Below are 20136 nucleotides of genomic sequence, written 5' to 3'. Positions count from 1 at the left end.
AGAACCGGGGCTTTTTTATGATTCATTTTCCAGTGCTATAACTTCTCAATCAGCGCCGTAAACACAGGAGAAGCCCTGTCATCCCGGAAAGGACAACAGGGCTTCTATTTATTGAATCGGGTAAGCTTTCCACCTCGACAGATCGATCGTTTCACTCATGATCATCGACTCCGGAAACACAAATGTCCATGGCTTACTCGTATTGCCTTTCACTTCCACATGCTGCAGCTTGAACGCCCCCTGCGCGACCACGTCGCCCGTCGCGTCTTTAACCTGAAGCGGCAGATGGGGGAGGTTGATCGAACGGTCACTGCCGTTACGGATCAAGAGCGAGACATGAAGGGCGTCTTCTTTCTGCTCGGCTTTCAAACTGACAAAATTAATTTCGCCGGGCTTTGGCGGCTCCAGACTCTCCACATATTGTTCCAGTTTCTTGGCATCACCTTCCGGAAGGGACTGCTCCAGACTTTTTTCTAAGTCAAGCGTGTGCTTGCGGTGCTTCTGGTTCGGTTCGATGACGAGCTTCCAGCCTTGGACCGGTGGATTCGCATCAGACGTAACACGGTGCTGCTGCTCGAACGTAAACGTCCAGGGACGGCTGGACCTTGCCGGGATCGTCCCGACTTTCTTCAAATCAAACCATTTCCTCGCAACGGGAAACCCCTGCTGGTCGAGCAGAAGGATGGTCATCGTCTTTAAGTTAATGCTTCGCGATAAGGAATTTCTCACAAACGCTTCGACGACGAGCGTCCCGTTTGTCTGCTTCAAATCGACGCCGTGAATGCTGAACTGGTTCGGCTTAAGCGGCGGCAAATCATGATTCCAGAAGCGGTACACGTACTCGTCTTCCTGCTCAAGATTCCAGTCCGGATGATAGGAAAGCTCCGGGTACACGGCTTCTTCTTCGGGTGCGTCCCCGGAAAGACCGAGTTCCTGAGCATTGACCGCATGTTCGTCATAGGCCGCATCGTGAGCTTGCTTTTTATGATTTCGAAAATTAAACACGGGTGGATTCCTCCTTGGCATTCTCTAAAGGCTCCAGCACATCAGCCATCCAGTGGACCATGTCCTGACGGATGGCGGCAAACGTCTGGGTAAACAGCTCAAATCCGTCCTGCTGATAGAGACGGACCGGATCTTCCTGCTGGTACTGCCGGATGCCGACGCCTTCTTTCAGGCGGTTCATCTTATCGAGGTGACGGATCCAGTGCCGGTCCAGCACGCCGAGCGCGCCCTGGGCAACTTTGTGCTGCACAGCCGGCCGGTTTTTCCATTTCTGAATCATAACCTGATAACGCTCGACCAGCGCATGAAGGTCGGAGATTACCTCCTCCTGATCTTCATAATCGGTCTGGACAAGTTGACTATCTATTCCCGGTATAACGCGTTTTAAATCCTTCTCGAGCTTCTCCAGGTCCCATTCTTCAGACGCTGCTGCTTCTAGACAGTACGTTCGCACGAGTTCGTCTACGTCATCCAGGACCATAGGCGCAAGGATTCCAATTGGATCTTCGCTTTGAAGAATCTGATTGCGCAGTCCGTACACGACTGTCCGCTGGTCATGGATCACATCATCCAGCTTCAGAATGGATGCCCGGATGTTCGCCTGGCTGCCTTCACTGATTTTTTGAACCGTATCCATAAAAGCATCAATCTGCCGGTGCAAAATCAATCCGTCTTCATTCGTTTTCGGATGTTTCCATTTACGGTCCCGCTCGGTCTGTCCAAAGCGCTCGACAATCTCATCTTCTAAGGAAATCATGAAGCGGGAAGAGCCGGGATCACCCTGACGGCCGGCGCGTCCCTTCAGCTGGTTGTCAATGCGGCGTGATTCATGACGTTCTGTTCCGATCACATGCAGACCGCCGCGTGCGGCTGCCCCTTCACCAAGTACAATATCCGTTCCGCGTCCGGCCATATTGGTCGCAATCGTCACCTGGCCGACCTGACCGGCGAGCGAAATCAAGCGCGCTTCCTGTTCTACACTTTTCGCATTCAGGAGCTCATGACGCACACCGGCTTCCTGAAGCAGGCTGGATATGTATTCCGACTGCAAAATGGAGGAGGTGCCGATCAGGATCGGCTGCCCTGAAGCATGTACCGTTTCCACCTCACGGACAATCGCACGGTACTTGTCCGCCTGCGTCACGTACACTTGGTCTGGATGGTCTTCCCGGAGGACGGGTTGATTCGTCGGAACCGGCCAGACATTCATGCCGTACACACTCTGGAATTCATTCTCTTCGGTTTTCGCCGTCCCGGTCATGCCTGCAAGCCTCGGGTACATCCGGAAGAAGTTCTGCACCGTAATCGACGCCTGAGGTTTATTCTCTTCCGTAATCGCCAGTCCTTCCTTCGCTTCCAGCGCCTGATGCAGCCCGTCGGAGAGCGTACGTCCTTCCATCAGCCGCCCGGTGAAGGTGTCGATCAGCTTAATCTGCTGTTCCTCCACCACATAATCCTTATCTCTATGAAAAAGAACCCGGGCCCGGACCGCCTGCATCATGTAGTGGTAAAGGGTCTGATGCTGTAGGTCAAACAGATTCTCTATATCAAAGGAACGTTCGATTTTATGGATCCCCTGATCGGTAAAATGAACCGCCTTTGTTTCCGGATCCAGCTGATAATCGGCATCCTTTTGAAACGAACGCATGACGAGAGCACCCAGCTTATGGAGATTCGCGTGGGCTTCCATTTTGCCGGCAATGATCATCGGCGTCTTCGCTTCGTCGATCAGCACGCTGTCAATCTCATCGATGAGTGCTACATGATAGGGACGCTGCACCTGGTTCTTTTGGTCCCGTGTCAGATGATCGCGAAGATAGTCGAACCCGAAGGCGGTTCCTGTCCCGTAGGTCAGGTCGGCCTGATAGGCTTCCAGTTTCTCAGTTTGGGAGATTTGATTCAAATTTAACCCAGTAGATATCCAGAGATAATCATACAAAGGACTCATAAGGTCATAATCACGCTGTGCTAAATACTCATTAGCCGTAATCAAATGGACACCCTTTTCCTCTAACGCAAAAAGATAGCCGGAAAGGGCTGCCACAAGCGTCTTTCCTTCACCGGTTGCCATCTCTGCAATGTGCCCGTCCGACATAATCAGCCCTCCGAGTATCTGAACGTCATAAGGACGGAGGCCAAGCACGCGGCGGGCGGCTTCCCGCACGAGGGCAAAGGCTTCTGCCCGGATATCATAAATAGACTGTCCTTCACGCAGATACCTTTTGAATTCGCTCGTTCTCGCCCGCAGTTCCTCGTCCGACAGGGCGATCATCGTGGCTTCCCATCGGTTGATGGTGCGGAGTTCCTGCTCGTAGTTCTTCCATTCACGTCCCCGTTTTTCAGGGAAGAATTTCTTCATCATGGTGGATGCTCCTTGGTTATGTAGTTATCCTTTACTTTACCATGGTAAGTCCTGTCATTTCTACACGATTTACGTTAAGTTTTGGAAACAGACTATCGGCGTGTTTACCTAGTATTTTCGGACTATGAAAATCCTTTCAATAGATAATATTTTCCACTGGGTGAGGACAACGTCCTGAATGTTACAATTTGTAATTTTATGAATATTTGAATATACTTAAGGATGTAAAAAATAGAAAGGAGGGAAGTTTTAGGGAATTTGATAGAAAAAATAAGGAGGACAACCATTTGAACGTGAAGAAGAGTTTAATTTTATTCTTTATCTTCCTGCTCGCTTTTTCAAACTCGGTGTTCGCAGCCAATGGATTATCGAATTCAGAGCAGAATCTGGATAAGCCGGACAAGGTCACGGTGGAAGAACACAAAGCCAAAGAAGTCAATCCGGACAAGGAATATGATCCCAAAGAAAAAGTCCGCGTCATTGTTGAATTAGAAGGAAAACCAACCATAGAATCAACGAGTAACTATCAGAGTCTATCGAAAGATGAAAAAGAGAAACTCCAGAAGGACGCCCTGCAGAAGCAGGAAGCCGTGAAGAAATCCATTGCCAATAGTTCTGTACCAATGGATTATAAAGAAAGCTTCACGACAGTGGTGAATGGATTCAGCGGAAGTGTTGAATACCGTTCGATCGAATTAATTGAGGATCTTTCGGAGGTAAAAGACGTACATATCAGTCATGAATACGAGCGTCCGGAAACAGAAGAACCAGACTTATTGTATAGTAAAGAACTGGTCAAAGCCCAAAAAACCTGGGAAGAATACGGGTATAAAGGCGAAGGTATGACCGTCGGCGTCATCGACACAGGAATTGACCCGGATCACCAGGACATGGTGCTGAGTGAAGGGACAGAAACCGAAATCAGTGAGGACGATGTGTCAGACCTTACAGGCGAAGGCGCACTGAAAGGGAAATACTTCACAGAGAAAGTACCGTTTGGCCGCAACTATGCGGACGAGAACAATACTGTACTGGATCTAGGTCCAGGTGCAAGTGAACACGGCATGCACGTATCCGGTATTGTTGGAGCAAACGGAAATGAAGCAGAAGGCGGATTAATGGGCGTAGCTCCGGAAGCGCAGCTCTTAGGGCTGAAAGTATTCGGTAACGACCCGGAAATGCCTTCAACCTATAGTGATATCTACATTAAAGCTATCGATGACGCGATTCTGCTTGGTGCAGACGTCATTAATATGAGTCTTGGTTCCACAGCAAGCTTTGTAGAACCAGATGAACCAGAACAGAAAGCGATCAAACGTGCCGTAGATAACGGTGTAATGATGGCGATTTCTGCCGGTAACTCCGATCGTTTTGGTACTGGTGCAGGAAATCCATTTGCTTCGAACCCGGACATCGGGCTTGTCGGTGCACCTGGACTTGCTACAGAATCCCTTCAGGTCGCTTCATTTGAAAATGAATACCTGGAGCTTGAAGGATTTAACACACGTGTAGATGGAGAAGCGAAAGAATCCGTTCCGTTCCTATCGGCAAGCAGCGTATCTCCTCAAACATTGGGTGAGGACTATTACGAAGTAGTGGACGCCGGACTTGGAAGAAAGCCGGGAGATTCTTCAGAGAACCCGGATGCCAATGATTTTGAAGGGGTGGACCTCGAAGGGAAAATCGCTTTAATCAGCCGCGGTCAAACTGCTTTTGTAGATAAAACGTTGAATGCTCAAGAAGAGGGTGCAGTGGGCGTTATTATTTACAATAACGTATCCGGCTACATCAGCATGGCTTCTAGTGATGAAATTAACATCCCTCAGCTAGGTATCCTAAAATCAACAGGGCTTGAGCTGAAAGGTTATTTAGATGAAGGCAAGAATCTGGAGATTGCTTTCATGGGAGAAGAAGTCGTAGCGAAAAGCCCATCAGCGGGTCAGATTTCCAATTTCTCTTCCTGGGGTGTAACGCCTAACCTTAATTTCAAACCAGAAATTACGGCACCAGGCGGAAATATCCTATCAACCCTCCAGGATGACGATTACGGCATGAAGAGCGGTACATCCATGGCTGCACCACACGTAGCCGGCGGATCAGCGCTTGTCATGCAGCGTGTTGACAAAGAATTTTCACTTGAAGGCAACAATCGGGTGGAAATGGCGAAAAACATTCTTATGAACACTTCCGTTCCTCAAGAAGATCAGGGGAATTTCAACACCGATTATGACCTGAATCTAGATTATTCTCCACGCCGTCAAGGTGCAGGACTTATGGATCTTCATGCTGCTATGGAGACGCCAGTTGTCGTAACGGAGAAAGATTCCGGATTGGGTAAAGTTGCTCTTAAGGAAATGGACACGAAGAAATCCTTTACGCTTGAACTTGAAAACGTAAGTGATGAAAATGCAGCGTACAATGTCGAAGGTACCGTCCAGACAGACCTTGCATTAAATGGCCAGAATACAGTCCAGACTCAGGCCATTCTTAAAGAAGATACTCTTGAAGGAGGACCGTTCTACGACGGTGAATTCCCAATTGATATTTCTTCTCCAAATGGAGCGCAGTCAGGGGATGACTATCAAGTCGTAGTACCAGCAGGTTCGACTGTTGAGCTTAATGTAACGATTGATCTTTCCAATGCTGTTACCTCTCTTTATGGTGATCAGCTAGATGAAGTATTTGAAAATGGTCATTTTGTAGAAGGATTTATTAAACTGAAGGATCCTAACGACTCCAACCCAGAACTTGCCGTGCCATATGTTGGCTTTAACGGCGAATGGGATGAAGCACCGATTGTGGATGACACGATCTACGATGCAGAAGGTGAGCCGTTCTACAGCCTGACGGCGCTTATTACTCCAGATGGTGATGGATACCAGCTAGTTGGTGTCGATCCACTACTAGGGGAAGATGAAGTGCTGACTGGTTCTGAAGATAATGTAGGATTCTCACCAGATGGAGATGACTCCTTTGAAAGTGTTATTCCAGACGTTTCTTTCTTAAGAAATGCGAAGGAAGTTGAGTTTAATATACTTGATGAAGACAAGAATGAGCTGCGCACCATCCGCACGCAGGATGGCATTCGCAAGAACTATTTTGACGGCGGTGCCGGCCCACTGACCAACACCTTCTTCCAGGCTGCCTGGGATGGTAAAGTGAAAGGCGAAGTGGTGGAAGACGGTCAGTACTATTACGAAATCAAATCAAAAGTGGACTTCCCGGATGCCGAATGGCAATCGGTGAAAATTCCAGTTCAAGTGGACACGGAAGATCCTTCTCTTGAAGTAACGTACGATCAGGAGAGCGGCCAGATCAACTGGGATGCTTTTGATGAAGATACGGGATTGTCTCACTTTGACGTTCTCGTGAACGGTAAACTAGTTTCTGAGAAATCTCTTGGAGCGGACGCTGATTCTTATACCGTTAAGAATCCAGACGAAGCTAATAATGTAAAAGTTGTCGCTCATGACTATGCAGGCAACACGACTTCTGACAATGCGATGGAAGAAGAGGATGGAACGGTTCCAGCCGTCACAGCCCTTACGCCAGAAGCATTGAGCGTAACCAACAATAAAGAAGTAGAAGTAACCGGTTATGTAAAAGACGATTCTCAGGTGGAAAGCCTGACCATTAACGGAAAAGAAGCCGAATTAGACTGGGATAAAAAGAATCAGCGATACAACTTCAGCGAAACCATCAGCTTCAAGAAAGATGGATTCAAAGAAATTGAATTTAAAGCGGTAGATGACAGTGGCAACGACATTTCCTTCATTAGAAGGTTCTTGTTAGATTCCACGAAACCAGTTCTAAACATTGATGGACCGCATACAACCGATCAAGGGGAAGCGGATCTTGAAATGAATGTGAAAGATAACTTTGACGACCTTCGTCTCTATGTAGATGGAAGCGAAGTTTATAAGAACGTATTTAAAGAACCATATGAAATGAGATCTATTGAAGAAACGATCAACGAAACAGTCAATCTGGAAGAAGGTAAAAACTCTTTCGAGATCAAGCTGGTGGACTTAGGCGGAAATACAACGACCAAGCACATCACTATCTATCAATCTGATAAAGAGGCTAAATCCTTCAATGATATTCCAGAAGATTACTGGGCAGAAGAAGTGATTCAGAAACTGAGCGTGGGCGGAGTCATCCTTGGTTATCCAAATGGTGATTTTGGAACCAATGACGATATCTCCCGTGTGAACGCAGCGAAAATGATCGTTCGTATCCTTGATCTGGACACGGACAATGTGGAAGACCCAGGATTCAATGATGTGAAGAAAGGCGATTACGGCTATGCTGATATCGCAGCGATTGCAGAAAGCGGCATTATGGTTGGGTCTCCAAACGGAAACTTCAATCCGAAAGCCAGCCTGAAGCGTTCTGAAATGGCGAAAATCCTTGTCGATGCTTATGACCTGAAAGGCAGCACCGACGATGGATTCAGTGACGTGCCTCTTGATCACTGGGCGTATGATTACATCAATACGCTGGCAGCTAATAAGATTTCCATCGGTTACCCGGATGGAACGTTCAAGCTGGACCGTGACACGACTCGTGCTGAATTTGCGATGTTCCTTGCTAAAGCTGAGGATGATCGTTTCATTAACTAAGTAAGAAAGAAGAAACAGCTGAGGCTTACATGAGTCTCAGCTGTTTTTTTGATTTTGTTGAACTCTGTAGTTGACTAAGGTAGTGCAGGAGGTCCTCCGGCGGAAGATTCGGCCAGCTGCATCGCCCAGACGCTCGCGTCATAAGCAGGAAAAGACTTTGAGGGCTGTTTAAAATTAGCTTGGTAGTTTCATAAAGAGAAAGTTTGATTAAGAAGGCTACGGCTTTGTCGTAGATGAAAGACCTCACGTTGTCCAGAGTGAAACTGATTCTTACAGAAACGGGGGTTAGTCTATAAACTAGACAAGGAAACTGATTACTGTAGGACGAGTTTCTTCTTATATAAAAAGTAGTCGTGAGAAGAATTGCATTTAGGGGGCAAGTTATATGAAGAAAAGAGAAGACGGAGGATTGCCAGTTACAAGAACAATACTATTTTTGGTTGTTATTGTGAGCTGGACAATGCTTGAGAACTATATTACGGGAATTATCCATACATACATTACGTCGAACAACCTTATTACGGGAATAATTTATTCGCTGGGTGTGGGAGTAGTATTATGGATAGGTCTTCTAATTTTAGGGAAGGTGGAGTCTCGTCGAAACCGTGAGCAGTCTTAAAGTAGGATCACAGAAAAGACCAGGTACAGAAGGAGAGAAAGTATAGACAAAACAACGCGCTATATAATAGAAGAAACTAGGTATAAGTTTAAGAGAAGAGTAAGCTATCATAAGAATATAAAAAAGCCTTTTTTCCTATTTTCAGGAAAAAAGGCTTTTTTATGTTTAAAAACTTATAGAGCGCGGTATAAGAATACTGCGAACTCACTACGAGTAGCTTCGTTGTTTACTCGGAATGTTCCATCTTCATAACCCTCAGTAATATCATTGGCATTAAGAGCTTTAATATCGTCATACGCCCAGTGACTGCTTGAGACATCAGAGAAAGGGTTGCTTCCATAAGAGTTTAAATCAAATGCTCTAGCAAAGATCGATGCAATTTCTGCACGAGTAATCGATTGGCTAGGTTTGAAACTACCATCTTCATAGCCTGATAGATAGCCTTCATCGGCAGCAGCTTCAATATAGTCAGAAGCCCAGTGGGAAGAAGATACATCATTAAAGCTTGAGCCTGAACCATTGTCTAAATCAAGCGCATCGGCAAGCATTTTAGCAGCTTCCGCACGTGTTACATCGTTTTTTGGCTTGAATAGATCTCCGTCATACCCATCAATAATTCCCTGTTTACTTAGTGAACTTACAGCATCTGCAGACCAGTGGTCGCTGTCAAGATCGTGATAGCTTCCAGTTGGAAGTGAAGAGCTGGATACGCCGACATCAGCTACACGCTTAGCGCCGCGGTAGTTACGGTCCCAGTAACCAGTAAGAGAAGCTACGGTTATGTCGTCACTCGGATTTTCAGCAGAAATCATTTTGTTATTTCCTATGTATATCCCTACGTGCCATACCGGATTTCCGAAGAATACTAGATCGCCAGGCTGCAAGTTCGATCGACTTACATAATCTCCTTCGCCATACTGTGATCTGGATGTACGAGGTAAATCAATGCCTGCCTTATCATATACATACTGCGTATAACCTGAACAATCAAATCCGCTTGTAGAAGTACCGCCCCAAACATAGGGTGCATAGTCATACTTAAATGCTAGATCTACTATTTGGTTCCCAATTCTTGAGCCAGCAAAAGAGTTAGGTACGAACAGTAGAAAAACCATAGAAAATGCGAGCAACGACATAAGAGCTTTCTTCATAAATTATTAATCCCCCTGAAATTTTTTTCGTCTCTCTTAATCCTTTTCTAATGTATCACAACAATTTACGTCATGAATTTACAGTTGTGTAACAATTAAATGACAGAGGGTTTGCGAGAGTAGAAAAATGGGTAAGGGGCGCGGTTTTACTAGGTTCCACCTTCTATGAAATTTACTCATTGGTTACAAAAGTGTGGAATTTTTATAAAATTGACTGCGAAATACCTTACATATTATGGAAATTTATTTCATTTATCTTGTGCTTTCCTTTGGTGTAACAACAATAAGTATGGAATAGATCGAGAGAATAAACACGTAATTTAGGAATAAATTAAAATTTAATAGAGATAGTAGAGATTTAAGAAAATAATCTCTGTATTGACTTCGACAGTGAAGCGTATTTCAGGTAACAAATTTAAATTATTCAATGGATAGATAGTGTTATTTACTACTTCTCTTGATTATGGCATTATTATTTAGGAACTAGATTATAATTTAAATAACATTAAAAAATAGATCAAAAGACAGGATATTACTGGGATATAATCATGTCTTTTGATCTATTTAATGATGGGGTTATTGTGTCGATATAAACTATGTTATGGATTTTTGTGCATTCAGTCCTCAGACTTTAGTCTTGTGATTGTAAACTATTTGAAAAATTAACAAGTGTGCACTCGTTCCCATATTTATCTATGATATAATGACTCTATGTTTTGAAATTCGACAATATCTGGAGGTTTAGTAATGGAAGAAACAATATCCCTTAAGGAAATATTTGAGGTTCTTAAAAAACGTCTTTTACTTATTATTGGTCTTGCTGCTGGAGCGGCCATTATTAGTGCTTTAGTCACCTTCTTTGTATTAACACCGTCTTATGAAGCTTCTTCTCAATTTATCGTCAACCAATCTCAATCGCAGTCGCAAGACAATATTTATGAAGGTAATGAATTACAAACAAATATAGACTTAATAAATACATATAACGTAATTATTAAAAGTCCACGCATCTTAGATCAGGTTGTAGAAGAGTTAGGGTTAGACATGACTTCGGCTACTCTATCAGATAAGATTCAAGTTTCCAACGCTGAACAATCCCAGGTTGTTAACGTTGTGGCAACGGATGAAGACCCACAGCAGGCTGCAGCCATAGCCAATACTACTGTGCAGGTATTTAAAGAGGATATCCCTCAATTAATGAATGTAGATAACGTCAATGTTCTATCTGAAGCAGCCGTTGGTTCAACACCGACTCAAGTAAGTCCTCAACCTTTATTGAATATTGCCATTGCTATAGTTGTTGGATTAATGGTAGGAGTGGGACTAGCCTTCTTACTGGAGTATTTGGATAATACACTTAAATCCGAAGAAGATATAGAAAGCCATCTCGACCTTCCAGTTATGGGGGTTGTGTCGACTATTACGGAACAAGATTTGCCGGAGCGTCGTCCTACCAGAAAAAAGACCGAAGACACAAAGGTGAGGAGTGAATCTATTGGCGCTTAGTATGAAGAAAAAGAATCAACAAACGTCAGTCCGAAGCATTATTGCAAATGACAATCCTAAATCACCGATTGCCGAGCAATACCGGACGATCCGTACGAATTTACAATTTGCCTCTGTTGATAAAGAGCTAGAAACCATGATTGTTACGTCAGCCGGGCCTTCGGAAGGGAAGTCCTTAACCACGGCTAACGTAGCTGTAGTGTTTGCTCAGCAAGGTAAGAAAGTGCTGCTGGTCGATGCCGACCTTCGTAAGCCTACCGTGCACTACACTTTCCGTGCCGATAATACTTCAGGGTTAAGTAATTATTTAGTAAGGAATCGTTCTCTGAAAGAACTAGCAAAAGAAAGCCGTGTAGAGAACCTGGATCTTCTTCCATCCGGACCGATTCCTCCGAACCCTTCTGAGTTGCTGGGTTCAACAATGATGGAGAAGTTAATTGAGGAAGCTAAAAAACACTATGATATGATCATCTTCGATACGCCGCCTGTACTAGCGGTTGCTGATTCGCAAGTATTATCTAAGTTTGTAGATGGCGCGTTACTGGTTGTTCGCAGTAAGCAGACCGAGCAGGAAGCAGCTGGTAAAGCAAAAGAACAGCTTGAACAATCAAGAGCTAATATTCTTGGTGTCGTGTTAAATGATATGGATGTTAAAGACAGTAATTACTATTATTATTACGGAAATTAGAGAGAGGGACTTTCCTCTCTCTTTTTTTATAATAAATTATTAGAAATATTCAAAAAATGTAGAGATTTGTAATATAAAAAACAAAATGATTCTACTAAAATATCTTCAATTCGAGACCTTAAACTGATATACTCTATAATAGAATTTATAAGACTAATAACCTAAGAATATAATATAGAGAGGAGTCCGGCATATGATCGATATTCATAGCCACATTCTTCCAGGAGTAGACGACGGAGCGCAGACCATGGAAGAAAGTATGGATATGGCTAAAGCAGCTGTAGAGGATGGAATTGATACCATCATTGCGACGCCGCACCATATGAATGGAACCTATAATAATTATAAAAATGATATATTGATTCAAGTTGGTGAATTAAACCGGCAGTTAAGTGGACGAGGGATTGAATTGAACGTCCTCCCTGGGCAGGAAACAAGGATTCATGGAGAGATGTTAGAAGGGATTCAAAGTGAAGAGGTATTATCACTTAATGTCGATACTAAATTTGTATTCGTAGAGTTTCCGCCTGACAGTGTCCCGCGCTACACAAGTAAGTTACTATTTGATTTGCAGGTGGAAGGATATCACCCGATTATTGTGCATCCTGAACGGAATAAGCATATTATGGAGCATCCAGATACGCTTTACACGCTGGTTAAAAATGGTGCATTCGTTCAGCTCACGGCTGGAAGTGTATGCGGTCATTTCGGCAAGAAGATTAAGAAGTTTTCCCATCAAATAATAGGAGCGAACCTTGCTCATCTAATCGCTTCCGATGCTCACAATACTTCAAGTCGTGGTTTCTGTATGACAGAGGCTTATAGTGAAGTGAGGAAAGAATTTGGACTGGATATGGTCTATCTTCTTTCAGAAAATGCTGAAGAACTATTAGAAAACGGGATATTAGCCTCAGATCCGCCACAGCACGTGAAGAAGAAAAAGACTTTTGGTCTATTCTAAAAGCTGTATAACGTAAAAATATTAACAACTTCTAGTATTTTTATATGACTAGGGGTTGTTTTTTATTATTTCTGTAAGCGCATTAATAAGAAAGTGATTAGATTCACGACAAAATCTATTAATATAGTGTAAAATATTACCTTGTTCCCCTTCAATCGGAAAACTAAACCTGCTATAATGAACAATGTTATGAATTTATATTAAATGCTTATACTAGTAAATTGATACTGCGTAAAAATGACCGGGCGAATTAAATTATTTAAGCTTTAAATATATATCTTTACTTTTTCAGTTGTTAGTGAATTTTGAATAGGAGAGGATAATAGAAATGTTTGCTTCTCAAAGGAAAAGACTTGCTTTATTAATATTAATTGATTCTATCATTGTTTCCTTTTCCATCTACATGTCTCATTTCTTCTTAAATCCTTATGTAGCAGTATTCGATCGGATTATGCTGGTTTCAGCCATTGTCTTGTTACTAACACACCATTCATTCTCAGGGGTGTTAGGGATGTATAGAAAAAAATGGCGCTATGCGAGTATGGAAGAGCTAATTGGTATTATGGTAGTTGTTAGTTTATCAATCGTAAGTGCAGCTGTGGTTCAATTTTTAGCTTTTGGAATGGTTTACGAACGAGCTTTAGCTATTACATGGATGTTACATGTTTTACTCATTGGTGGAGTGCGGTTTGCATGGCGTTATTATAAAACCTACGGGTTAACTTTTAATCCGAAAGGTAAAAAGGCAAGATTGGTGAAAAATAACCCTAATTTGAAACAGACTCTAATCGTAGGTGCTGGATCCGCAGGACGTATGTTAGCCAGGCAAATGAAAGGTTCAAGTGACATTAACACGAATATAGTGGGGTTCATCGATGATGATTTTACCATGCATCACTTAAGTATATCCGGTCTTCCTGTGTTAGGCAGCAGCAAACATCTGGAAGAAGTAGTTAATAAGAATAAGGTTAACCATATAGTTATAGCTATGCCTTCTATTGAACAAGCAAGGGTAAAAGAAATCATTAAAGAGGCAAAAAGCGTAGTATCCAATGTACAAACTCTTCCAATGATTGAAGATATCGCCCTTGGGAATGTATCGGTCAATCAAGTTCGTGACGTACAAATTGAAGATTTATTAGGCCGTGAACCAGTTGAACTTGATATCGACTCGATCCAATCCGAAATTAATAACAGAACCGTAATGGTTACGGGCGCTGGAGGAAGTATCGGCTCAGAAATCTGCCGTCAGATTGTGAAATTCGGTCCAAAACAACTGATATTATTAGGTCATGGGGAGAACAGTATCTACACGATACATATGGAACTCAAACAACTAGACGTTGATACTGAACTTGTGACCGTCATTGCTGATGTTCAAGACCGTGAGCGTATCTTCCAAGTGGTCCAGGATTACGCCCCTTCCTATATTTATCATGCCGCTGCGCACAAACATGTGCCATTGATGGAAGCAAATCCGAAAGAGGCAGTGAAGAATAACGTCGTAGGAACGAAAAATGTCGCTGAAGCTGCGCATCACGAAGGAGTCAAAGCATTTGTGCTTGTTTCTACCGATAAAGCAGTCAATCCTCCGAATGTGATGGGAGCGACAAAACGGATTGCAGAAATGGTTGTTCAGAACATCAGTAAGGATAGCCATACTAAATTTGTTGCTGTACGATTTGGGAACGTTCTCGGTAGCCGTGGCAGTGTTATTCCTTTATTTAAAAAGCAAATTGCCGCTGGTGGTCCTGTTACTGTTACTCATCCAGATATGACTAGGTATTTTATGACTATTCCAGAAGCTTCAAGATTAGTTCTTCAAGCTGGAGCTCTAGCAAGAGGTGGAGAGGTCTTTGTGCTGGATATGGGCGAACCAGTAAAAATTGTCGATCTTGCTAAGAACTTAATTCATCTGTCCGGGTTTTCTGAAGAAGAGATTCCGATTCGATTCAATGGAATTCGACCTGGGGAGAAGATGTATGAAGAGCTTCTCAGTGATAAAGAAGTGAATAAGAAGCCAGTGTTTCCGAAGATTTTTATTGGGAAGACGGTGGAGTTTAATTATCAATTAGTTCAATATTTAGTAGATCACCACTCAGAAAGCAATGTGGAAGATTTGAAAGAATATGCAATTGATTTAGCCAATAACCGCTTACCGAACAAAGCACCAATACTTGAACATGTTAATTAAGAGAACACGATGTGAGCTCTTCTTTACAAAAAGAGTAATAAAAGCGATTATTCTAACTGTTAAAGCAGGAAAGCTCTTCTAGATAGCAAGAAAAACATCGAAGAGAGATGGTGTCAATAGTCGATAACCTTTAATTCAGGTAAAGGTTGCTTCGCTTGAAGCGACCTTTTTGTTTGCTCGATGACGAGATTATCTTCTTTTAAAGTTACTGAACAGGACTACTTAAAGTTACAATTATTTTTTAGGAATACAAACTACTATTAAGGAGAGTTAATGTATGTATCTAAAGATAAAGAGGCTGATAGATATCTTCCTATCATTAACAGGGATTATTATTCTCTCCCCTATGTTTCTAATTCTTATCGTTGGAATTAAAATAGATTCCAAAGGTCCAGTGTTGTTCAAGCAAAAACGAGTGGGGATAAATAAGAAGCATTTTAACATATTGAAATTTCGAACTATGAGGATAGATACACCTAAGGACACTCCTACTCATTTGTTGAAAGATCCGGAACAGTATATAACTAAGGTGGGTAAGTTTCTGAGAAAAACTTCTCTTGATGAACTTCCTCAAATTTGGAATATCTTTGTTGGTCAGATGAGCGTTATCGGACCTAGGCCAGCATTATGGAATCAGTACGATCTTATATCCGAACGAGATAAATATGGGGCAAATAATATTCCAACTGGCTTAACTGGTTGGGCTCAGATTAAAGGAAGAGATGAACTACCAATTGAAGTTAAGGCTAAATTGGATGGGGAGTATGTTGAAAAGCTTAGTTTATGGATGGATATTAAGTGTTTTTTCGGTACTGCCATTAGCGTTGTTAAAAGTGATGGAGTGGTGGAAGGTGGAACTGGCAGTGAGAGAAGAGGGGAGAGCCGACAAAAGAGTGGCTTTCAGCAAAGAAAATAATTATAAGAGGTGTAGATATGCTTTTAGTCACTGGAATAACTGGTCACACGGGAAAATATTTTTTACAAGAACTGATTAACAATGATTATAGAGGACATGTCCGTTGCATTGTCAGAGAAAGCTCTGATACTTCCCTTTTAGACAAGAGTGGACTAAACATTGAAAAGATGGTTGGCGAATTAGAGGATGAGGAGTTTTTGGATAGGTGTATGAAGGATGTAGACACTATAGTCCATATAGTGAATATTAGATATACACTAAGAATTTTAAAAGCTGCTATCAAAAATAATGTTTCTAGAGCACTTTGTGTGCATACTACAGGTATATATTCCAAATTCAGAAGTGCTTCAGAAGAGTATTTAGTTATTGAAGAAAAGATACAAAGAATACTTTCATCACATCAGATTAAAATGACAATTTTAAGACCGACGATGATATATGGTGATATATGTGACCGAAATATGAGCAAATTTATAAAAATGGTAGATAAATTTAGATATTTCCCTGTCATCAACAATGGGCAAGGGCTAATTCAACCAGTAAATGCAAGAGATCTCGGTAAAGCTTACTACCAAGTTCTTAAGTTGCCAAGGGAAATAGTTAAATCTGAATATATTTTATCAGGGGAAAGTCCTATCACCATGTTAGAAGCTTTTAAGCTAATAAGTGAAGGATTAAATAAGAAAACAACCTTTATTAGCGTTCCTTTAAGTTTTGGTGTACTATTCGCAAAAATTTTAAAAATAATCTCTTTTGGGAAGGTGGATTATGTGGAGCGTGTTCAGCGAATGAGCGAAGATCGTAGCTTTCCACATAAGGATGCAAAACTAGATTTTAATTATAGCCCCGAACCATTTAGAGTAGGTATAACAAGAGAAGTAAAGGAATATCTCAATAAACGGTAGGTGAAAAAGTGGATAAACGAATACTGATACTATCAAATCATTTCATTACGCTTTATAATTTCAGGAAAGAACTCGTGAGTAATCTAATATCTGCTGGAAACGAAGTATATATATCAATGCCAAAATCCGATGATAATAAATACTTTAGTGATATGGGGTGTGAAATTATAGAGACACCCCTTGATAGACGAGGGATAAATCCAATTAGTGATTTTAAGCTCATACTGAATTACTATAAAATAATAAAAAAAGTAGAACCAGATATTATATATTCATACACTATTAAACCCAATATTTATGGTTCCATAGTATCTAATTTTACTAAAAATAAGCAAGTTAGTAATGTAACAGGAACGGGAGCAACATTCATAAATGATAATACTTTAAGTAAAATAGCTAAGATATTGTATAAAATATCTCTTAAGAGGTCCTACAAGGTTTTTTTTCAGAATAGTGGAGATAGAGACTTTTTTGTTGAGAATAAAATGATCGGGGATAATTATGCAATGCTCCCTGGATCAGGTGTTAATTTAAATCAATATAAAGTACATGAATTACCAACTGACGAAACTGTTAATTTTATATTCATTGGAAGGATAATGGAGCTTAAAGGGATAGATGAGTATTTAGAATGTGCGAAAAAAATAAAGGAAGAATATCCACATACCAACTTCTATGTGGCAGGTTTTATAGAAGAAACTGATTATAAAAGTATCATAGAACACTATCACTCCAAGGGGATTATTAATTATATAGGGTTCCAAAAAAACATTCAGTCATGGTTACAGAAATGTCATTGTACAATCTTACCTTCTCATGGTGGAGAAGGAATCCCAAATGTGCTCCTAGAATCTGCGGCTATCAGCAGAATTTGTATAGCATCAAACATTAATGGCTCCAAAGATGTGATTAGTGATGGAAAGAACGGTTACTTATTTGAGACAGGAAATGCCGAAAGCCTTACAGATAAAGTTAGAAAACTAATGGAATTAAGCTTTGATGATAAAAAGTTAATGGGGCTAGCTGGAAGAGAAATAGTTGAGAATGAGTTTGATAGAGCATATGTAATTGACAAGTATATGAAATTGATCGAATAAATAGAAGGTGATCATTAGTGAACTATAAAAAAGTTTTTCAAAGTGAGCAACTTAGAATGAGACTGTTAGGCTTAACAGAGTTTATCCCTGATAAGACAATGATTTATTTACAATATTGGATAAAAACCGGAAGAAAGTTAAATTTAAGTAATCCAAAAAGATTTAATGAAAAGATTCAATGGTATAAATTGTATTATCGTGACCCTTTAATGGCTCAATGTGCAGATAAATATGAAGTTAGAGAATATGTCACTTCGAAAAACTTAGAAGAAATTTTAATTCCATTATATGGTGTTTATGATGATGCTAATGATATAGACTTCAACAAACTGCCAAGTAAGTTTATCTTAAAAACTAATAATGGAAGCCATACGAATATCATTTGTGAAGACAAATCTACACTTAATATTGAAAATACAAGAAAGGTCTTAAATACCTGGCTAACTAAAAGAACTGCAAAAGCTGGAAGAGAATGGGCTTACTATAATATTAATCCAAAAATTATTTGTGAAAAATTATTAGACAAGGACAAGAATAATGATCTAATTGATTATAAATTCTATTGCTTTAATGGAAAATGTTCATATATTAAAGTAGCAACAAATACATCGTCTGGAAATCCAGAGAACGGTATATTTAATATGGAGTTTGAGCAGCTTCCTTATTGCAGAAGTGAAGTTGTGAAAATAACCGATAAAATAGAAAAACCAAAGAACTATAAAAATATGTGTAAGATAGCGGAAGCATTATCTTCTGATTTTCCGCATGTGAGAGTAGACTTATATAATATTAATGGGAAAATTTACTTTGGGGAATTAACATTTTATGATACATCTGGATATCAAATATTTGAACCAGATGAGTTTGATTATATTCTAGGTAACTTATTTTCCATTAATAAAATTGTACAATAGAGGAGACACATTATGAAGGTGTTATTTTGCCATGATGGCCCAATTAGGACAGATAATAAAGGTAATTATTATGGGATAGCACATAATGACGAGATGTTTAAAAGGTATTATTCAATTGGGGATGAACTTTCAGTTTTAATAAGATTAGATAAAATTAGGAAAATTGAGAATACAAATAATTTATCTCAAATAACAGTTTCACCTTTTGAAGTTATTGAGATGCCTAACATCAGCAGTATTAAAGGTATTTTATTTAAGAGAAAAGTAGCTAGAAAGGTTATTAAAAAAGCAGTATTAGAGTCAGATTATGTTGTTGCTAGGTTACCAAGTATGTCAGGATTCCTTGCTATTGATTATGCTAGAAAATATAACAAACCTTATTTAACTGAGGTAGTTGCTTGTCCCTGGGATGCATTTTGGAATCATAGTTATAAAGGTAAATTAATAGCTCCTTATACATATTTTGCAACAAAAAAGCGAGTCAAAAACTCCAACTATGTTGTATATGTGACTAATAAATTTTTGCAAAAAAGGTATCCAACTAAAGGCAAGAGTGTTAACTGTTCCAACGTTGCTTTAACAGAATTCAGTGAAGATACTTTGGAAAGAAGAAAGAACAAAATCAGCAGGTTAAACATGCAAGATAAAATCATTATTGGAACTACAGCAGCTGTAGACGTAAGGTACAAAGGCCAACAGTACATAATAAAAGCATTAGGAAAACTCAAGGAAGAAGGCATTACAAGTTTTGAATATCAACTTGTTGGAGCAGGGGACCCTTCTTACTTAATGTCTCAAGCTAAGAAATACAACGTAAAGGAACAAGTCAAATTTTTAGGACCTTTACCTCATTCCCAAGTATTTCAATGGTTGGAAACCATTGACTTATATGCTCAGCCAAGTAAACAAGAAGGGTTGCCAAGAGCCTTAATTGAGGCAATGAGCAGAGGGCTACCAGCCTTAGGTGCAAAAACTGCGGGTATACCTGAATTATTAGATGCTGATTATGTCTTTAGTAATAAAAAAAATAATATAAAAGAAATAATAGATATCTTATTATCTTATAAAAGTAAAAATAACTTAAAGGAACAAGCAAAAATTAATTTTTATGAAGCAAAAAAATATGAAAAAGAGATTATAGAAACTCGAAGAAAAGAATTTTTTAATGAATTTAAAAACTCAAAATAAAAATTTAG

At 40.5% G+C, this 20136-nt stretch carries 14 protein-coding genes; 11 read left to right on the top strand and 3 right to left on the bottom strand.

Annotated elements, in window-relative coordinates; translation table 11 throughout:
- Nucleotides 1-108: 108 nt before the first annotated feature.
- Both LCM11_RS08405 and secA2 read right to left on the bottom strand, forming a co-directional pair.
- The gene (locus LCM11_RS08405; protein WP_224893797.1) at nt 109-1005 is read right to left on the bottom strand and encodes an accessory Sec system S-layer assembly protein; all 897 of its coding nucleotides are present in this window, start codon (nt 1003-1005) and stop codon (nt 109-111) included.
- On the bottom strand, nt 998-3367 hold the full coding sequence (gene secA2 / locus LCM11_RS08400; protein WP_224893796.1) for an accessory Sec system translocase SecA2: 2370 nt from the start codon (nt 3365-3367) through the stop codon (nt 998-1000). The genes LCM11_RS08405 and secA2 overlap by 8 nt, the downstream gene beginning before the upstream one ends.
- 293 nt (nt 3368-3660) lie before the next feature.
- Between secA2 and LCM11_RS08395 the strand changes: the two genes are divergently transcribed.
- Complete coding sequence (locus LCM11_RS08395; protein ID WP_224893836.1) at nt 3661-7989, top strand: S8 family serine peptidase; 4329 nt, start codon at nt 3661-3663, stop codon at nt 7987-7989.
- 385 nt (nt 7990-8374) lie between these two features.
- Entirely contained in the window at nt 8375-8608 is a 234-nt protein-coding gene (locus LCM11_RS08390) for a hypothetical protein (RefSeq protein WP_224893795.1), read from the top strand.
- Between the two features lie 173 nt (nt 8609-8781).
- On the opposite strand, the gene LCM11_RS08385 is transcribed toward LCM11_RS08390, so the two are convergent.
- Nucleotides 8782-9759, bottom strand: a complete 978-nt coding sequence (locus LCM11_RS08385; protein ID WP_224893794.1) for a C40 family peptidase — start codon at nt 9757-9759, stop codon at nt 8782-8784.
- A 747-nt stretch (nt 9760-10506) separates the two neighbouring features.
- Between LCM11_RS08385 and LCM11_RS08380 the strand changes: the two genes are divergently transcribed.
- The 9 genes from LCM11_RS08380 (at nt 10507) to LCM11_RS08340 (ending at nt 20128) form a co-directional block, all read left to right on the top strand.
- A complete protein-coding gene (locus LCM11_RS08380) occupies nt 10507-11265 on the top strand; it encodes a YveK family protein (RefSeq protein WP_224893793.1) in 759 nt (252 codons plus the stop codon).
- A 1-nt stretch (nt 11266) separates the two neighbouring features.
- Nucleotides 11267-11953, top strand: a complete 687-nt coding sequence (locus LCM11_RS08375; protein WP_224893835.1) for a CpsD/CapB family tyrosine-protein kinase — start codon at nt 11267-11269, stop codon at nt 11951-11953.
- Nucleotides 11954-12146: 193 nt separating this feature from the next.
- Nucleotides 12147-12914, top strand: a complete 768-nt coding sequence (locus LCM11_RS08370) for a tyrosine-protein phosphatase (protein ID WP_224893792.1) — start codon at nt 12147-12149, stop codon at nt 12912-12914.
- Nucleotides 12915-13242: 328 nt separating this feature from the next.
- On the top strand, nt 13243-15108 hold the full coding sequence (locus LCM11_RS08365; protein WP_224893791.1) for a polysaccharide biosynthesis protein: 1866 nt from the start codon (nt 13243-13245) through the stop codon (nt 15106-15108).
- Nucleotides 15109-15385: 277 nt separating this feature from the next.
- Nucleotides 15386-16024: a sugar transferase gene (locus tag LCM11_RS08360; protein WP_224893790.1), complete on the top strand. Its 639-nt coding sequence runs from the start codon at nt 15386-15388 to the stop codon at nt 16022-16024.
- Between the two features lie 17 nt (nt 16025-16041).
- Nucleotides 16042-16929 carry an NAD-dependent epimerase/dehydratase family protein gene (locus LCM11_RS08355; RefSeq protein WP_224893789.1) on the top strand — a complete coding sequence of 296 codons (888 nt, stop codon included), beginning with the start codon at nt 16042-16044 and terminating at the stop codon, nt 16927-16929.
- A gap of 8 nt (nt 16930-16937) precedes the next feature.
- A complete protein-coding gene (locus LCM11_RS08350; RefSeq protein ID WP_224893788.1) occupies nt 16938-18026 on the top strand; it encodes a glycosyltransferase family 4 protein in 1089 nt (362 codons plus the stop codon).
- Nucleotides 18027-18043: 17 nt separating this feature from the next.
- Entirely contained in the window at nt 18044-18940 is an 897-nt protein-coding gene (locus LCM11_RS08345) for an ATP-grasp fold amidoligase family protein (protein ID WP_224893787.1), read from the top strand.
- A 12-nt stretch (nt 18941-18952) separates the two neighbouring features.
- On the top strand, nt 18953-20128 hold the full coding sequence (locus LCM11_RS08340) for a glycosyltransferase family 4 protein (protein WP_224893786.1): 1176 nt from the start codon (nt 18953-18955) through the stop codon (nt 20126-20128).
- The last annotated feature ends 8 nt before the right edge of the window (nt 20129-20136 follow it).

The sequence above is a fragment of the Halobacillus halophilus genome, assembly GCF_020171985.1.
In the GTDB taxonomy this organism is placed as follows: Bacteria; Bacillota; Bacilli; order Bacillales; family Halobacillaceae; genus Halobacillus; species Halobacillus halophilus_A.
This window is presented reverse-complemented; position numbering and strand designations above follow the sequence as displayed.